Here is a 14,724-nt window from a genome sequence, read left to right on the forward strand (position 1 = left end):
CATTAGGGTGGTCGAATTCATATTTAATTGTCCAGAAAACACAGGTGCAGTTAACGCTAAAGTTAATGCATGTAATTGTAATTTCATCATTTCCTTCGACCTCCTTTTAGAATTTTTTTCTTACGTTAGTAAGTATATACAATTAATGGATAATTGTAAACATAAAAAATGAAAATTTTTAATTTTGATTAAAATGCGTATATTTAAAAAGGGATTTGAAAGTAAATATTGTAATTAACGAAATATCGATAAAAATGGGGGATGCTAAATGAAATATATGCATCATAACATAATCGTTATGCTAACAATTTTTTTATTTATTACGGCTTGTTCTAATGGAGAAAGAATAAAAGATATATATGATGTTAGTTCAGATGATTTTAAGAAATATACTGGGACATACGTTGGTAAAAATTCAGATGTGGTTGCAATTATTAATCATTTACCCGGTGGTGGAACAGTTCAAAGTATAAGTTTAGAAAATGAAAATATAAAAGTGAACTATGGCGCAAAAGAGAGTGGGGCTCTTACAGAAGAAATGATTGAGACGTATTGGTTTGATGAGAAAGATACGATGAAGAAGAATTTTCTCTTTAATGCTACCTATCTAGTAATTTTAGTACCAAACGCAAAAGCTTATGAGTTTCAAATAGAAAATAAAAACTTTAAGATAACGAGGGAAGAAATGTTATCAATTTTGCATAGGGAATTCGATGATTTTCCAAAAGAAAAAGATATATGGGATAAAAATAAAGTTATAAAGTTCTTTAACGGCAATGAAGAAAAAATTAAAATGCTTGTGGAAGATAAAGATTTTCGGAAATCTTTATTTGCTAAATATCCAGTAAGCCAGTTGAAATAATGGAGGGGAGAAGATGGAGTTAGTATACAAAATTTCTTATCATAGAATGCAGGATCATTATTACAATTTTTGAAAGAAGATATTCCATACATCCCGCATGTAACAGTCGGAAGAAAAGAAAGTGCCGAATTAGCTGCTGAAGTAGTGAAGGAGATTCCTAGTTTGCATGGGAAGTTAAATTGTGTGATTGATAGAATAAGCGTGGAGCGAATTGGAGAGAACGGGGAATCAATTATTGAATTTGAAGTGCCATTTCTAAAAAGCTGACAAAAGTCAGCTTTTTATTTCGTAGCATGAAGTAATGCACCAATTGCACCGCTATTACCACCATCTTGTAAAAAGATTGGTGTTTTATTTTGATATTCGGTGTAGCTACTAATAATATGTTGAAGTTGTATGTTATTACATAAAGTTGAACCAATATAAATAATGTGTTCAATGTCTTTTGTTTCGGCGAATTGAAGGCTTAGTGCAGTAACGACTTCACCGACAAGTCCTTGCACAGTAGCTAGTATATCGGAGCTACTATTATTTGATTCTGTAATGGCTGCTTTTCCGAAGTTGCTAGCAGTTAAGTTATTATCGATAGGGGAAAGAATACCACCATAAATATCTCCAACCGTAATATCTAGTTCTTTTCTAGAGCCTACTTTTGTTAGAGGGATTACATCTTCAAAATGATCTATATTTGTTAACAATTTTGAAAGTCCCATAATAGTCCCACCGCCAACTCCGGTTCCACCAGCGCGAATATATTGTTCATTATAAACGTAATGGATAGAAGTACCTGTACCGATATTGGTTAAAATAAAATTGCGTATAGCATGTTTTTCTTCTTTTAATATGTATTGGACACCTGCAAGAGTAGCTTCAAATTCGTTTAGCTCTATTATTTTATATGAACCTGTAAGCAGTTGCTGTAATAGTTTCGATTTACCACCCGTAATACATATTTGTTTTATGCCATTGTTGTTTTTAATCCAATCTATTATTTTATGTTGTTCATGTGAATAAAATTTTTCAAAAGTTAATAGCCTTTTTTCGTTAAAATAAGCTATTTTCGTTAATGTGCCTCCAGCATCGATACCGATAGTACGTTCCATTTTCCTGCTCCTAACTACGTAATATGTTTTCCTATTTATTTTTAATTGGTTGAGAATAGATATTCCCAACTGATATAAGGAACAATTTAATCTGCTTGATATATTAATAGTTTTTCTATAGTTACAATAGGCTGGTCGTTTACAGTTGCAATACCTTTACCAAGAACAAAACCTCGGCGATTGCGCGTTAGTTCATAATGTAAATCAAGTTTATCACCGGGATATGCTTTTCCTTGGAATTCAACTCCATCTAAAGAGGAGAGGAATCCTAGTCCTTCAGAATCACTTGTATGTACAAATGCACTAAGCTGAGCAAGTGCTTCTACAATTAACATATGAGGCATATGTTTTTGATTATCATTTATAAACCATTCGTTATTTGTAATGAGTTTATATCCTGTAACGAATTCATCTTGTTTTACATTTATTACTTTATCAATCATTAAAAATGGATAACGATGGGGAAGTGTGTCTTTAATATGCATATGAAAGTACCTCCAATTAATAATACCCCTGCTAAAGTTAAGCAGGGGAGTGGGAACTAATTTTTAACTAATTCATTTACTTTTTCAAGGACGAAAATGCCGCTATTTCTAATGTTTTCAACAACTTGTTGCAACACTTCTTTATCTTGAACGAGTGCAATACGTACGAAGCCTTCTCCGTGAGGTCCAAATGCATGACCAGGTGTAACAACGACATTCGCACGATCCATTAATGCATAAGCGAAGTCTAGAGAAGTCCATCCTTGTGGAATTTCAGCCCAGACAAACATACTACCGGCTGGCTTATCGACATTCCAACCAAATGTTCGGAATCCATCGACTAAAGTATCTCTCCGTTCTTGATAAATATCGCGGTTTTTCTCACAAAATGCCGCGCCATTTCTTAGTGCTGCAGATGCCGCTTTTTGAATTGGTAAAAATACACCGTAGTCGGTATTAGATTTAAATTGAGTAAGTGCACGAACAATTTCTTCGTTTCCAATCATATATCCAATACGGCTACCTGCTAAACTATAACTTTTTGACAAAGAATTGATTTCTACGCCAACTTCTTTAGCACCATGTACAGAGAGGAAGCTAATTGGCTTATTACCATCGAAATAAAATTCAGCATAAGCAAAATCATGGACAACGATAATATTATGCTTTTTCGCGAATGCGATTACTTCTTTAAAGAAATCTTCATGGGCCATTGCTGGAACGGGATTCCCTGGGAAGTTTAAAATCATCATCTTCGCTTGATCGGCAATTTCTTCAGGGATGACTTCTAAGTCTGGTAAGAAATCATTCTCTTTCTTTAAAGGCATGTAGTAAGATGTTGCACCAGCCATTTGAATACCTGTTTCATAAGCTGTATATCCTGGATCAGGAACTAATATAATATCACCTGGATTTGCATAAACCATAGGTAAATGAACGAGCCCGTCTTGTGAACCCATTAATAATAAAACTTCTTTATCTGCATTTAATAAAACGTTATGAGTGTTGATGTAATATTCAGTTACAGCTTCGTGAAATTCTTGAATACCTGATAATGTATACCCGTAGCTCTCTTTCTCACTCGCTGTATGTACCATTGTTTCTCTTACAAAATCAGCGGGCGGCATATCAGGATTTCCGATGCTCAAATCAATCATGTTATGACCTGCTGCAATTTTTTCTTTTTTATAGGCTCCTAATTCACTAAATATAGAAGATTGGAATGCTTTCATTCTAGTTGCTAACGTGTAAGTCATCAAAACCCCTCCTAAAACAGTGCTTTCATTCTGCGTTTTTAATTATTCTGAAAACACATGTTTATATTTTATCATTTTTTTATGAAAATTAAAACGATTGACAAATTTAGAGGAAGTATTAGCCTATTTTGAAAAGTATCGATGTAAATAGCGTAGACGTGTTAATTGAAATGTCTATTATAGGATTCATTTTATATAACTTAAGTTATTTGATAGTTTTTATTAAGTATTTGTGGAAGATTTCTAAAGTGAAATAACGCAGAAAATATTTTCTGCGTTTCCTCTGAAATGTAATCATTTCTTTTTATACGTGCATAATTTTTCAGCTGTCAAAAAGTATACATTTAATGTACCGTCGGCAACTTTTAAAGTTTGCTCTGATGTAAATGAATTACCATAATCAATGTGATATACATTAGAATTTTTGACAAATGAGCCTTTATATAAATCGTCTTTATTCTTTGTGGTTTGCATTTCTACTAAATTTTGCACAATTTCCTCTTTATTTTCTTTTTTGACAACTGTTTCAAATTTATAATATACAGGGCATTCACCATTTTCATTGTCAACGACTTCCCAAGAACCGTATATATCGTTATTGCTGCATCCACTAAGTAGGATGATTAGTATAGGAATTGTAAGTAGAACCTTTTTCATTTTGTGCTCCTTTCTTTTAAATTTGAATAAACGTGCGAATACGATAGGGATATTATAATAAATAAAGTTTAAATTTTTTTAAAGAATTATTTAATTTCATATAAAAATTTAGGAGAAATTAAAGAAGCATGAATCTAGTGTAAAGTCAGATTCATGCTAGTACCATAGCCTATGTTATATCTTTTTTGAGGATAAATAAAGAGGAAAGCAGAAGCACTATTCCATTTAATATATATACGCTTGCGATCATAAAGGCTAACGTACCTGCGCCAAATCCTGCTTTATCGAATATAGAAGCAAATGTTGCGATAGTCAAAAAGACAATGGGAGTCAGTAGTAAAAATATGAAACCTGCCATGATTCTTTTTTTAAAACTATGTCCAGATAAGGAAATGGCTAAAAAGTTTAGGATGCTAAACAGAGCAATTGCAAAGAGCAGGACAATAAATACTTCAATGCCATCAGACATTTTACCACTCCTTTTATAAAGAGTACTCTTTATAATCTATTCGAAATAAAAGGGGGATACTCCTTTAGGTAATTTCAATAAACGTAATAAATAGGCGTATTATAGAACAAAGAAGTATGGATTCAATATTATATCCATACTTCTTTGTTTATTTTATAAATTCGCAGATTGTGAATGCTGTTTTTCATAATGTTTCTGCTTAGAAAGGGAAATAGAAATAATCAATAATGAAACGACTCCGAAGATGAGAACCATATATTGTAACCCAATTGTATCTAAGAAGAACCCTGTGCCAAGTAAGACGATTTGGAACATAACCCTCTCAAACATATTACGGAATGAGAAGAGGCGACCGTGATAACTTTTTTCCACTTTCGTTTGGAAAATTGTCGACATAATAGGGAAGAAGCAGCCAACACTAAACCCAAACAAACCAAATGATGTAAGAGCCATCCATTTTATATCGCTAAAGAACAATGACAGGTGTGCAAAAGCAGTACAAATTGCGAAGAAATATAGTAATTTTTCGGGTTTGAAATGATCAGATAGACGTTTAATTACGAAGGCACCTAACATAAATGCGACACCTTCAATTGTATATATGAACCCTTTAATCGTAGGATCATGTTGCATTTCGCTAATGTTAATAACCATTAAATTAAACCCTGCTATAAATAATAGAGGGATGATACTTAATATAAGTGCTGTAAAAGCAATAGGAATTCCTTTTAAAATACGAAATACTTCCATAAAGCTATTGTCTTTTGCAGCTTGTTTACTTGGTGTTGTTGATTTCTTGTCTTCGAATTGTAGGAAGAACGTCGAGAGGAATAATAAGGCGTATGCTGCCATTGAAAAGGCGTACATATACTGTAAACTCATTACAACTAAAAGAATTCCACCTAGTGAAGTACCTGCAATACGAGCGATTGTACCAACATTCATATGTACACCGTTCATTTGTAATAACTCATTCTCACGTACGATGAGTGGAATTACAGATTGTAATGCAGGGAAATAAAATGCTGCTGAAATTTGAAGAGCAACCATAAATGCAATCATAAATGCGATACTTTCAAATTGAATAGCGAAAAACATGAAAATAACACTTAAAACTCGACCAAATCCAGCGTAAAGAAGAACTTTTTTCTTTTCATACTGATCGATGACACGACCGGCCATAGGGCCAACTAGAACACCGGCTAATAGTCCGATAAATAATATAACTGATTTCATGAAATCAGAAGGGACATATTTTTGCATAAACTCAAGGTTGCCAAGAATACCAAGCCATAATCCTAGACCTGCAATAAACTCCCCAATTAAAACAATCCAAACATTTTTATTACGCCACATAACATAAAACCTCTCCGTCTTTTAAAATGAAAAAACTCGTATATAAAACCTCCTTATTTATGTAGTATTTTTATACGAACTTTTTTAGAGTCAGAGTCTATATTACGTGTTTCATAATTGGATTTCAATCTTTTTGATTTGTAAAAAATTTGATGTATTAATTGATGAAATAAATGAAGCAAAACGTAAAAAATTCATGATTAAAGCTAATAGAAAGTAAGGATAAATATAAAAAAGCAAGAACGTATAACTACGTCTTGCTTTTCCAAAGTACAAAATTAAACATTAATTTCAATTAGCAATATTTACGCTCTTGTCCAATAGCTAAAGCGCTAAAAGATAGAGGACCAGCAACTTCTGCACTTGCACTACTAATAAGGTTTTCTACAGTTAATGAATATTCGTGTGTTCCACTGCTAATGTTTTGGTCTGTAGCTTGGAATGTTTGTACGTAAAATTGTTCAGAATTTGTTGATTCAATACCTACTTGTGTATTGAAAATTTCAATGTTATCAAGGAAAATTCGGAATAAAACTTGTGAAATCTCAGTTATACCTTCTACACCAACTGTAGCTATTAATTCTACTCGATTATTACGTGAATCTCTACTTGAAATTCTCAATTTCAAATTTGCTAGAATTACTTTGTTTGGAGAAGAGGGGATTGCAAAAGTTGTTGCATCAGTTTTACTTATAGGTTGAGTAGCTTAATAATCAATGATATGAGTCATATTCACAACCTCTTCATATACTGAAATACGGAAATAGGGATGAATTATCTTGGACAAATACTAGAATATTATAATAGAGTCCACAACAATTGTTGAAAAGAAGCAATTTACATAAAAGCATCAAGAATATATCATAATAAGATGATATTTTTCTTAATGCTTTTTGTAATTAAGCAGAATATTCTTCTTTACGTACTTCAAAAAATTCATTACGTCGTAAGTAATTATAAATTCTCTCAGAAACCTCTTCTTCTTCAGACACTAAGAAACGATGGTCAAAAGCGTAGAAAGATTGACCTTTAATTAATTTTACATAATATATATTAAACGCCTCCTGACACTAGATTATTACTTTCTTCATATTATGATGGCCTATATGTCTGCTAAAAATACTTGGAGTTTCAAAGGAAGTAAGTAAAGGGATGAAAGAGCTTACAATTTTGTAAGGTTTATGTCACCTTTTTCGATAGTTTACATTCACCAATTTCTTCTATACTACAAATAAGTTGCATAAAATAAGGGGGTAAAAAGATGGATGAAGTAATTGGAGAAGTTGTAGCAGGTATTTGTGAATTTGTAGTAGAAGTAACAGCGGATGCTATAGGAAGTTTAGTTTCCGGAAATGATGAGGAAAAAGAAACATTATAATAATTTGTAAAAGTATAAAGTTGATCAAATTGTAAAGGCTGATTTCTAAAGGGAAGTCAGCTTTTTATTTTTTACATTATATTAACTTAATTTGAATATTCATTTGTTATTATATTGAAGAAACCTATATAAGGAGGTGAATAAACAAATATGTCGAATTCGGGGGCTGATTTATCTGTTTCTCGTTTGATTGTGGCAAATGTAGAGGAAAAGGAATATCATTTTATTGTTCGTGAACATCCGATTGTAGGGAAAGTTATATCGCTATTTGAAAATGGTAAAGAATATGGTTTACTAGATAAACAAATCGCTAATAAAGATAAATTTATTACATCGGAGCTTACTAAATTAGATTATTTTAACTTAGATGTTTTATATCATACACCTGGGTGGATATGGATTGGTATGGATCAATTTGGTTTACATGCTCGTGAGGCTACTTATAACGAAGTAGATGTTATTATGAAGTTGAAAGAGGATTTATATTATATAGATATATACGAAGAAATAAAAATGTAGTAAATATTTAGTCAGGTTAGGGGACAAGTTCCCGTAGCCTTTTTTGTTCAATAGTAAAACGTAAAATTATATTATTTTGATTATAGGTAAACTTGATAAGAAGTGAGATGAAAAGAGGATTTGAAAATACATGAAGAGAATTGTAATAATTATATGAATCGTATATGTAAATAACAATAGAAAGAAGATGATAAAATGAGTAAGGAAGAGCTTGTGAAAAAACAGTTTGGCAGTAATGCAGATAAGTATGTGAATAGTAAAATACATGCTAAAGGACAGGACTTACAATATGTAGTTCAACAAGTTGCGTCTCGCCATAATAATCGTCTTCTTGATGTTGCTACTGGTGGCGGACATGTTGCGAATATGTTAGCACCTATGTTTGAAGAAGTAGTTGCACTTGATTTAACAGAACAGATGTTAGAAGAAGCAAAAGGTTTTATAAAGCAGAATGGTCATGGAAATGTGTCTTTTGTAGTAGGAAACGCAGAGGATTTACCATTTGCAGACCATTTTTTTGATACAATTACATGCCGGATTGCAGCCCATCATTTTACGAATCCGGCTCAATTTATTTTTGAAGTAAATCGTACGTTGGAGGATAATGGATTATTCATCTTAATAGATAATGTTTCGCCAGAAAATAATGAATATGATACATTTTATAATTTTATAGAAAAAAAGCGGGACCCAAGTCATGAACGAGCTCTAAAAAAGACAGAATGGCTTACTTTATTAGAAAAAAACGGTTTGCAAATGCAGTCATGTCTTACTTTTGATAAGAAGTTTGATTTTGACTGGTGGTGTAATATGATGAATGTCCCTGTACAAAAGCGCGAAAAATTAACAGAATGTATGATGAAAGCACCAAACGAAATGAAGGGATATTTTAATATTCAATTTAAAAATAATAAAGTAGATTCATTCTATACTGAAATGGCTATGTTTATATGTAAAAAAAGTACAACATTAAAAAGATAAATGTGTTGCAGTCTTTCTGAAGTACGATATACTTAGTACAGAGAAACTGAGAATTGAGGAATAGTTATAATGATTCGTGTACGCATTGAAGGTACTGAGGAAGAAATGCTTGAATTTATGGGGAAAATGCCGGACATTCCTGGATTTGAAAAGACACATATGAGAGAGCCGAGAAAAGGAAATAACCCGAAATACGATTCGAGTAAAAATGTACTAGCATATTTGTCTTATAAAAAGATTGAAGTCGCCAATAAATAGGCGGCTTTTTTAGTTTGCGCTGTTTCACCGCCTTGTCTTTTTCACATAATAATAATAGTAGATTATGCTGAAGAGGGGTGAGAATAGTTAATAAGAAAATCATCTTTTTTGGAGACTTTGGTATTGATGACGCCGTAGCGTTAATTTATGCAAATAAAACATGTAAATTAGATATTCTAGGTATTGTTGCAGAGTACGGGAATGTATCACGAGAAATCGTTACGGAAAATGTTTATTTTTTAGAAAGGTACTATGCTACACATGTAAAAATTATTGAAGGTGCGAGTAGGCCGATGACAGCTGAAGAACCTTTGTTTTTCCCTGAAATCCATGGGGATCACGGTTTAGGTCCTATTAATCCACCTGAGATGAGAATTTGTAAACGAGAAAATTTTTGTGAATTAATCAAATTAATCGAACCTTGTCCAGAAGATATTATAATTGTGGCGACAGGAAGACTAACGACGCTTGCTACGTTATTTTTATTGTATCCCAATATAATGGATCGTATTTGTTCGTATTATATAATGGGCGGTGCTTTCCTATTTCCAGGTAATGTTACACCAGTATCTGAAGCGAATTTTTATGGTGATCCAATTGCAGCAAATATTGTTATGAAATATGCGAAAAACGCTAGTATATACCCGTTAAATGTAACACAGGGCGCGCTTATTACGCCTGAAATGGCCAATATAATAGATAAACAAGGAACTGGACAGGCGAAACTCATTAAACCAATGATTGATTTTTATTATGAGAACTTCTATAAAAAAGAATATCCGGGTATTGGTGGAAGCCCTATACACGATTTACTACCGTTTGTCTCGTTTATAAATGATAGTATTTTTGAATATAAAAAATCGGCAGTGTGGATTAGTACGACAAATGATGTGACTAGGGGCCAAAGTGTAGCTGACTTTAGAAAAATAGCTGAACCAACAAGGTTTGATGGTCGGCCGATTCAAAGAATTGCTGTTGGTTTTAACTATCCTGCTTTTAAAGAAGAGTTTATGCGAACAATATTGAAGCCAGATTGTCCTTAATGTGTTAATAATAAGTCGGATAAATCGTTAGTCCGAAAAATGGTTTATCAGTCTGTATTATTCTCAAAAGTCTTATAGTTGAGCAGCATGAATAACTTATGAAAAATGTCACATAACTAATGGTAAGCAATTGTTTCTAATTATATTTTGATTGGTTAAATATAAAGGAGGTTATTATATGATTTGGTCTTTAATCGTTGGTGGTTTATTAGGATGGTTTGCAAGCTTAATTACTGGAAGGGATGTACCAGGTGGTGTAATTGGTAATATTATTGCTGGTATTATCGGTTCTTGGATTGGTACGAAATTACTTGGTAGTTTCGGTCCTGTAATAGGCGGATTTGCAATCATTCCTGCTTTAATTGGTGCGGTTATTTTGATTTTCATTGTGAGTTTTTTACTACGAGCAATGCGGAAATGAATGTAGCAGGACTGTTTACATTTGTAAGCAGTCCTTTTTATATGTTATGCTAGTATTATACAATCAGGAGGTGTCAGCATTGAAATCATTTACAGTAAATTTCCATCAAGAAGATAATGCAAAAGCGACAACAGTACATAAATTAAGTGAAGAGGACTTCAATAAAGCAACTGAAAAAGGTACTCGTCATTTATTTGATTTAGATACAAACGTTGGCTTCTTCGTATTCTTTGATGCAGAAGATGCAGAAGGAAATGATCAATACTTAATGTTACAATATGAAGGGGATCATGAAGAACCAACTGCGTGCTACGGATTTGATTTAAAACTATATTATCAATTTTTAGCGCTATACTTAAACGATCTTGAATTCCAAGGCGAAACAGATGAGGAAGAGGAAGAATACGGTCCAATTCATCATTTAGCGCACTTACTTTATCATATTGTTGAAGATGGTAAATCAATCGAAGTATAATATACATATTTGAAGCTGTCCTTTTGGGGCAGCTTTTTTATATGACATTGAATTGGTGTATTATTAGTTGAACCAATAAGGCTTTTACGGGCAGCCCTGCCCATCTAACTTCTTTGCTTCTGCTGAATTTTGAGGTGGAGATTTTACTGCCCGGCAAATAGCAGGATAAATTCATAATAGAAATTTATTTATTACTTTCATGTTAGCATCGTAAAACACCTGTTATAATGATTGTAATTAAATTCATGGAGGCTAATTCTATGCTTGTAGATGTAAAAGCTTTTATTAAAGCTGCAGGTTTAACATGTATTTCATCATTAAGTGGAGATAACACGTTTGTTTATAATTTTGAAACTGTAAAAAACACTATCGCTACACTTTTTAAGAAGCTAAGATTTACCATTTAATTTCATTTCAACCAGTAGGAAAAGAGTAATCACTTCCTACTGGTTTTTTTTCTGTTTGAAGGAGCTGTTGTGACAACATGTTTTAAGTGATAGATAGAGGATATTGTCATTGAGAAGAGAAGGGTTAAATAAGGAGATGAAAATGGTTTCGTTTATCAGGAGGTAGTTACTTCGGATATAACAGACTTGGATACTTTTTAGAAACAGCTTTTGTAATATATTTTGTACAAGCTTTTTGAGAGAGTGAAGTACTGACTTTTTGGAACAAACATAATTTGAAAAGTAGTGTAATGGGTTGGTTAACGAAATAAATAAGATGCAATAGGGGGTAAAAATGATGAAAATATATTTAAAAATAGTTATGTTATTTTTGGTGTTTACATGTATGTTTGCGCTAGCCGCATGTAAAGAGACAGACGAAAAAAACGAAACAAATCCAACTTTGGAAAATAATAAAAATAAACAAAGTAATTCTTCAGAAGAACAGAAAAATCTTGAAACAAAACCAAGTAATGAAAAAACAACAAAACCATCAACTGAGCCAGATTCGAAAAATAGAACATTTAATCAAAAATCAATTAACCACATTAAAGATTTGTTTGAATTAGCAAAAGAAGGAAAAGTACCTAATGTACCATTTGGAGCCCATACAGGGGATATTGAAGAAATAGAAAAAGCATGGGGGAAAGCGAATAAAACCGAACAAGCAGGGAACGGAATGTACGCAACTTTTACAAATAAAAATGTTGTTTTTGGATTTAATAAAGGGTCACAAGTTTTTGATGTACGCTCATATCATGCAGAACTAAAATCGATTACATTACAAGAAATTGAAAAAGTGTTAGGAAAACCATCTTCAGTTAAAGGGAATGGTGGAGACAAAATATATGTATACAAAGTAAATAACCAGTATGAGTTAAAATTTGTCATTCCAAAATCGACTGGTAATGTAGATCATATTTCCGTGTTTTCACCAGAGGATAGTATTAATAAAATGGCAGGATAAGAAATTAAGTGATTTCAAAAACACCTCGCTCTTTAAGTGAGGTGTTTTAGTTGTAAACAAGGAACGTCTCATTTCATATGCGAAATACTTCACTTTTGTTTTTTAGCATGCATCCAATAAGAAATGTTGATCTACTGAAAAAGTAGTAACTTATAAATTATGTGTAGGCTGGTTTGCGATTTTTTTTCGTTCCAAATTTTGAACAAATAACGCTTGTACAATACCTCCAACTAATAAGAAACTAGCGCAAATATAAAACAGCATACTTCCATTTAACTTACTTAATAAAACTGCACCAATAACTGGTCCACACGTTCGAGATATATCCCAGTGTATACCGTAAATTGAAAAATATAAACCACGTTTATCATGAGGTGCAATTTCTGAAACGAATCGTAATAAATGGTTTAGAGCAATACTTTCTCCAATGACTAAAAAGAGTAAGGTGAAGAATAACGACAATATCGTCGTTGAATAACTAAAGCCAACTGCAGCTATTGTATAGCAGGCGTAAGAAATAAGGATGATTTTCGCCATAGAAAATCGTTCAGACCATTTTACGAGGAAGATTTGTAGAATGATTTCCAAAATGGCTTTACATGTTGAAATAAATGCGAGTATGAATACGAGATTAAGAAATACATGTTCTGCAAAAATACGATAATTCGTCTCAGTTTGTGCATAAAAAAAGCTAATAGGAAGTGTAGAAACCATAAGACCGAATATGGCGTAATGTTTAAAAATAAATTGCTTTGGTGAACTTGCCTCAACTGTTTGTTTTGACATACTTATTGGTGGAACGGTTTCTGGGAGCTGGGTCCAAACAACAACGGCATATATCGTAAGGGTTACACTTTGCACGATAAATAAATATTCTGGGTGAGTATTATAAAAACTTGCACCGATTAAAGGGCCGACTACGGATCCAATTGCTCCCATCGTTTGTAGGAGAGCAAAAATTTCTGCTTGCTGCTCTTTTTTTGTTAAATCAGCAATTTGTGCACGTTGAGCCGGAATATATAAGGAACGGCCAATGCCATTAATGACATATAACAGTGCAAATATAAAAACGGATTGAGCGAAAACGAAACTACCGATTGCAACACTTTGTAGCAATAAGCCGAGTAACATAATCTTTTTCCGGCCATATTTATCAGTAATTCCTCCAGCAATAAGTGTAAATAAAATGTCTGAAAGTGGCTGTAATCCGAAAATCAGCATAGTTATTATTACATTGCCGTTTAACATTTTATTGACGTAAATAATCATAATGATAGCTAACATAGATTCAGTCGTTCTGGTTAATAATTCACCACACAGTCTAATAAAAATAGGTTTATTGTAACGAAGTAAGAGATAATTCAATATTAATTCCTCCTTTCTATATTGAAATGATAAGATGAAAGAAGAATTGGAAAAAGTGTAGAAACAATAGGGAGTATTTTTCACCTTTTAGGGGGATTATGATGTTTATTTTAGATCAATACATTGAACTATGGAGTGCTTATGGAAAAGGGGAAAAAGAGGGAGAACAATTGGAAGTAACAGTGCAAAATATATCTGAAACATTATTTTGTACAGAGCGTAATAGTAAATTAATTATAAAAAAATTAGATGAGTTAAATTGGATCAAGTGGTTTCCAGGTCGCGGCAGAGGAAATCGTTCTAAGTTAATATTTCAAAAGGACCCGATATCTTTAATTTTAGATAGAGGAAAAGAAATAACGAAAAAAGGGGATGTGAAAAGCGGGAGCATATTTGTGGAACGCTATAGCTCACATTTTCCATTAGTAAAGGAAGAATATCACTCCTGGGTGGATTCAATATTTGGTCATAAGATTGAAATGACATCTGAAGGGAGAAGAGATGTACTCCGGTTGCAAGTACAAATGAATTTAGATATCACATTAGATCCTGTATACGCTACAATGCGTTCAGAATGCCATATGGTAAAACATATATTCGATACACTCGTGTATGTAGACGGTAATACAAACATTATAGAGCCAAGACTTGCATTTCACTGGGAATATAATGATGCTGAAAAA

At 32.7% G+C, this 14,724-nt stretch carries 19 protein-coding genes and 2 pseudogenes; 12 read left to right on the forward strand and 9 right to left on the reverse strand.

Annotation, left to right across the window (positions count from 1 at the left end):
* Positions 1–268: 268 nt before the first annotated feature.
* Together MR160_RS22950 and MR160_RS22955 are read left to right on the forward strand one after the other, a co-directional pair.
* The gene (locus tag MR160_RS22950; protein WP_144514314.1) at positions 269–862 is read left to right on the forward strand and encodes a DUF4825 domain-containing protein; all 594 of its coding nucleotides are present in this window, start codon (positions 269–271) and stop codon (positions 860–862) included.
* A gap of 51 nt (positions 863–913) precedes the next feature.
* Positions 914–1,129, forward strand: a pseudogene (locus MR160_RS22955) (2'-5' RNA ligase family protein); the annotation flags it as partial.
* A gap of 14 nt (positions 1,130–1,143) precedes the next feature.
* Here the strand turns inward: MR160_RS22955 and coaW are convergent.
* From coaW to MR160_RS22995, 8 genes are all read right to left on the reverse strand, one after another.
* Positions 1,144–1,965 (reverse strand): type II pantothenate kinase, encoded by an 822-nt coding sequence (coaW, locus tag MR160_RS22960; RefSeq protein ID WP_242298102.1) that lies wholly within the window; start codon positions 1,963–1,965, stop codon positions 1,144–1,146.
* 86 nt (positions 1,966–2,051) lie between these two features.
* Positions 2,052–2,450 carry a 3-hydroxyacyl-ACP dehydratase FabZ family protein gene (locus tag MR160_RS22965; protein ID WP_000547636.1) on the reverse strand — a complete coding sequence of 133 codons (399 nt, stop codon included), beginning with the start codon at positions 2,448–2,450 and terminating at the stop codon, positions 2,052–2,054.
* Between the two features lie 56 nt (positions 2,451–2,506).
* Complete coding sequence (locus MR160_RS22970; RefSeq protein ID WP_000222691.1) at positions 2,507–3,706, reverse strand: LL-diaminopimelate aminotransferase; 1,200 nt, start codon at positions 3,704–3,706, stop codon at positions 2,507–2,509.
* Between the two features lie 294 nt (positions 3,707–4,000).
* Positions 4,001–4,363 carry a hypothetical protein gene (locus MR160_RS22975; protein WP_242298105.1) on the reverse strand — a complete coding sequence of 121 codons (363 nt, stop codon included), beginning with the start codon at positions 4,361–4,363 and terminating at the stop codon, positions 4,001–4,003.
* Positions 4,364–4,532: 169 nt separating this feature from the next.
* Entirely contained in the window at positions 4,533–4,832 is a 300-nt protein-coding gene (locus tag MR160_RS22980; RefSeq protein ID WP_001279460.1) for a hypothetical protein, read from the reverse strand.
* Between the two features lie 153 nt (positions 4,833–4,985).
* Complete coding sequence (locus tag MR160_RS22985) at positions 4,986–6,188, reverse strand: MFS transporter (RefSeq protein ID WP_000269263.1); 1,203 nt, start codon at positions 6,186–6,188, stop codon at positions 4,986–4,988.
* A gap of 295 nt (positions 6,189–6,483) precedes the next feature.
* A complete protein-coding gene (exsC, locus tag MR160_RS22990; RefSeq protein ID WP_223266670.1) occupies positions 6,484–6,882 on the reverse strand; it encodes an exosporium protein ExsC in 399 nt (132 codons plus the stop codon).
* Positions 6,883–7,087: 205 nt separating this feature from the next.
* On the reverse strand, positions 7,088–7,240 hold the full coding sequence (locus tag MR160_RS22995; protein WP_074789873.1) for a YqbF domain-containing protein: 153 nt from the start codon (positions 7,238–7,240) through the stop codon (positions 7,088–7,090).
* A gap of 476 nt (positions 7,241–7,716) precedes the next feature.
* Here MR160_RS22995 and MR160_RS23000 point away from each other — a divergent pair, with 476 nt between their 5' ends.
* The 9 genes and pseudogenes from MR160_RS23000 (at position 7,717) to MR160_RS23040 (ending at position 12,676) form a co-directional block, all read left to right on the forward strand.
* The gene (locus MR160_RS23000) at positions 7,717–8,085 is read left to right on the forward strand and encodes a hypothetical protein (RefSeq protein WP_000071474.1); all 369 of its coding nucleotides are present in this window, start codon (positions 7,717–7,719) and stop codon (positions 8,083–8,085) included.
* A gap of 195 nt (positions 8,086–8,280) precedes the next feature.
* The gene (locus MR160_RS23005) at positions 8,281–9,066 is read left to right on the forward strand and encodes a class I SAM-dependent methyltransferase (RefSeq protein ID WP_000031314.1); all 786 of its coding nucleotides are present in this window, start codon (positions 8,281–8,283) and stop codon (positions 9,064–9,066) included.
* A 69-nt stretch (positions 9,067–9,135) separates the two neighbouring features.
* On the forward strand, positions 9,136–9,324 hold the full coding sequence (locus MR160_RS23010) for a DUF3970 family protein (RefSeq protein ID WP_000621885.1): 189 nt from the start codon (positions 9,136–9,138) through the stop codon (positions 9,322–9,324).
* A 77-nt stretch (positions 9,325–9,401) separates the two neighbouring features.
* Entirely contained in the window at positions 9,402–10,367 is a 966-nt protein-coding gene (locus MR160_RS23015) for a nucleoside hydrolase (protein ID WP_001223689.1), read from the forward strand.
* 178 nt (positions 10,368–10,545) lie between these two features.
* Positions 10,546–10,788 carry a GlsB/YeaQ/YmgE family stress response membrane protein gene (locus tag MR160_RS23020; protein ID WP_000638310.1) on the forward strand — a complete coding sequence of 81 codons (243 nt, stop codon included), beginning with the start codon at positions 10,546–10,548 and terminating at the stop codon, positions 10,786–10,788.
* A gap of 79 nt (positions 10,789–10,867) precedes the next feature.
* Complete coding sequence (locus tag MR160_RS23025; protein ID WP_000834883.1) at positions 10,868–11,263, forward strand: hypothetical protein; 396 nt, start codon at positions 10,868–10,870, stop codon at positions 11,261–11,263.
* Positions 11,264–11,523: 260 nt separating this feature from the next.
* Positions 11,524–11,670, forward strand: a complete 147-nt coding sequence (locus tag MR160_RS23030; protein WP_000959552.1) for a hypothetical protein — start codon at positions 11,524–11,526, stop codon at positions 11,668–11,670.
* 140 nt (positions 11,671–11,810) lie between these two features.
* Positions 11,811–11,981: pseudogene (locus MR160_RS23035) on the forward strand (aminopeptidase); the annotation flags it as partial.
* 23 nt (positions 11,982–12,004) lie between these two features.
* Positions 12,005–12,676 carry a YjgB family protein gene (locus tag MR160_RS23040; protein WP_015945824.1) on the forward strand — a complete coding sequence of 224 codons (672 nt, stop codon included), beginning with the start codon at positions 12,005–12,007 and terminating at the stop codon, positions 12,674–12,676.
* Between the two features lie 150 nt (positions 12,677–12,826).
* Here the strand turns inward: MR160_RS23040 and MR160_RS23045 are convergent, their stop codons facing one another.
* Positions 12,827–14,041 (reverse strand): MDR family MFS transporter, encoded by a 1,215-nt coding sequence (locus MR160_RS23045; RefSeq protein WP_001108447.1) that lies wholly within the window; start codon positions 14,039–14,041, stop codon positions 12,827–12,829.
* Between the two features lie 101 nt (positions 14,042–14,142).
* On the opposite strand from MR160_RS23045, the gene MR160_RS23050 reads away from it, so the two are divergent.
* Positions 14,143–14,724 (forward strand): SgrR family transcriptional regulator (locus MR160_RS23050; protein WP_242298107.1); only part of this gene is annotated, 582 nt, incomplete at its 3' end.

The organism is Bacillus cereus group sp. BfR-BA-01382 (genome assembly GCF_022663475.1).
Taxonomy (GTDB): domain Bacteria; phylum Bacillota; class Bacilli; order Bacillales; family Bacillaceae_G; genus Bacillus_A; species Bacillus_A thuringiensis_S.

What these genes read in the sequence shown, in the direction of transcription:
- MR160_RS22950 (WP_144514314.1), top strand. Translation starts at nt 269, where the DNA reads ATGAAATATATGCATCATAACATAATCGTTATGCTAACAATTTTTTTA.
- coaW (WP_242298102.1), bottom strand. Translation starts at nt 1,965, where the DNA reads ATGGAACGTACTATCGGTATCGATGCTGGAGGCACATTAACGAAAATA.
- MR160_RS22965 (WP_000547636.1), bottom strand. Translation starts at nt 2,450, where the DNA reads ATGCATATTAAAGACACACTTCCCCATCGTTATCCATTTTTAATGATT.
- MR160_RS22970 (WP_000222691.1), bottom strand. Translation starts at nt 3,706, where the DNA reads ATGACTTACACGTTAGCAACTAGAATGAAAGCATTCCAATCTTCTATA.
- MR160_RS22975 (WP_242298105.1), bottom strand. Translation starts at nt 4,363, where the DNA reads ATGAAAAAGGTTCTACTTACAATTCCTATACTAATCATCCTACTTAGT.
- MR160_RS22980 (WP_001279460.1), bottom strand. Translation starts at nt 4,832, where the DNA reads ATGTCTGATGGCATTGAAGTATTTATTGTCCTGCTCTTTGCAATTGCT.
- MR160_RS22985 (WP_000269263.1), bottom strand. Translation starts at nt 6,188, where the DNA reads ATGTGGCGTAATAAAAATGTTTGGATTGTTTTAATTGGGGAGTTTATT.
- MR160_RS23000 (WP_000071474.1), top strand. Translation starts at nt 7,717, where the DNA reads ATGTCGAATTCGGGGGCTGATTTATCTGTTTCTCGTTTGATTGTGGCA.
- MR160_RS23005 (WP_000031314.1), top strand. Translation starts at nt 8,281, where the DNA reads ATGAGTAAGGAAGAGCTTGTGAAAAAACAGTTTGGCAGTAATGCAGAT.
- MR160_RS23010 (WP_000621885.1), top strand. Translation starts at nt 9,136, where the DNA reads ATGATTCGTGTACGCATTGAAGGTACTGAGGAAGAAATGCTTGAATTT.
- MR160_RS23020 (WP_000638310.1), top strand. Translation starts at nt 10,546, where the DNA reads ATGATTTGGTCTTTAATCGTTGGTGGTTTATTAGGATGGTTTGCAAGC.
- MR160_RS23030 (WP_000959552.1), top strand. Translation starts at nt 11,524, where the DNA reads ATGCTTGTAGATGTAAAAGCTTTTATTAAAGCTGCAGGTTTAACATGT.
- MR160_RS23040 (WP_015945824.1), top strand. Translation starts at nt 12,005, where the DNA reads ATGATGAAAATATATTTAAAAATAGTTATGTTATTTTTGGTGTTTACA.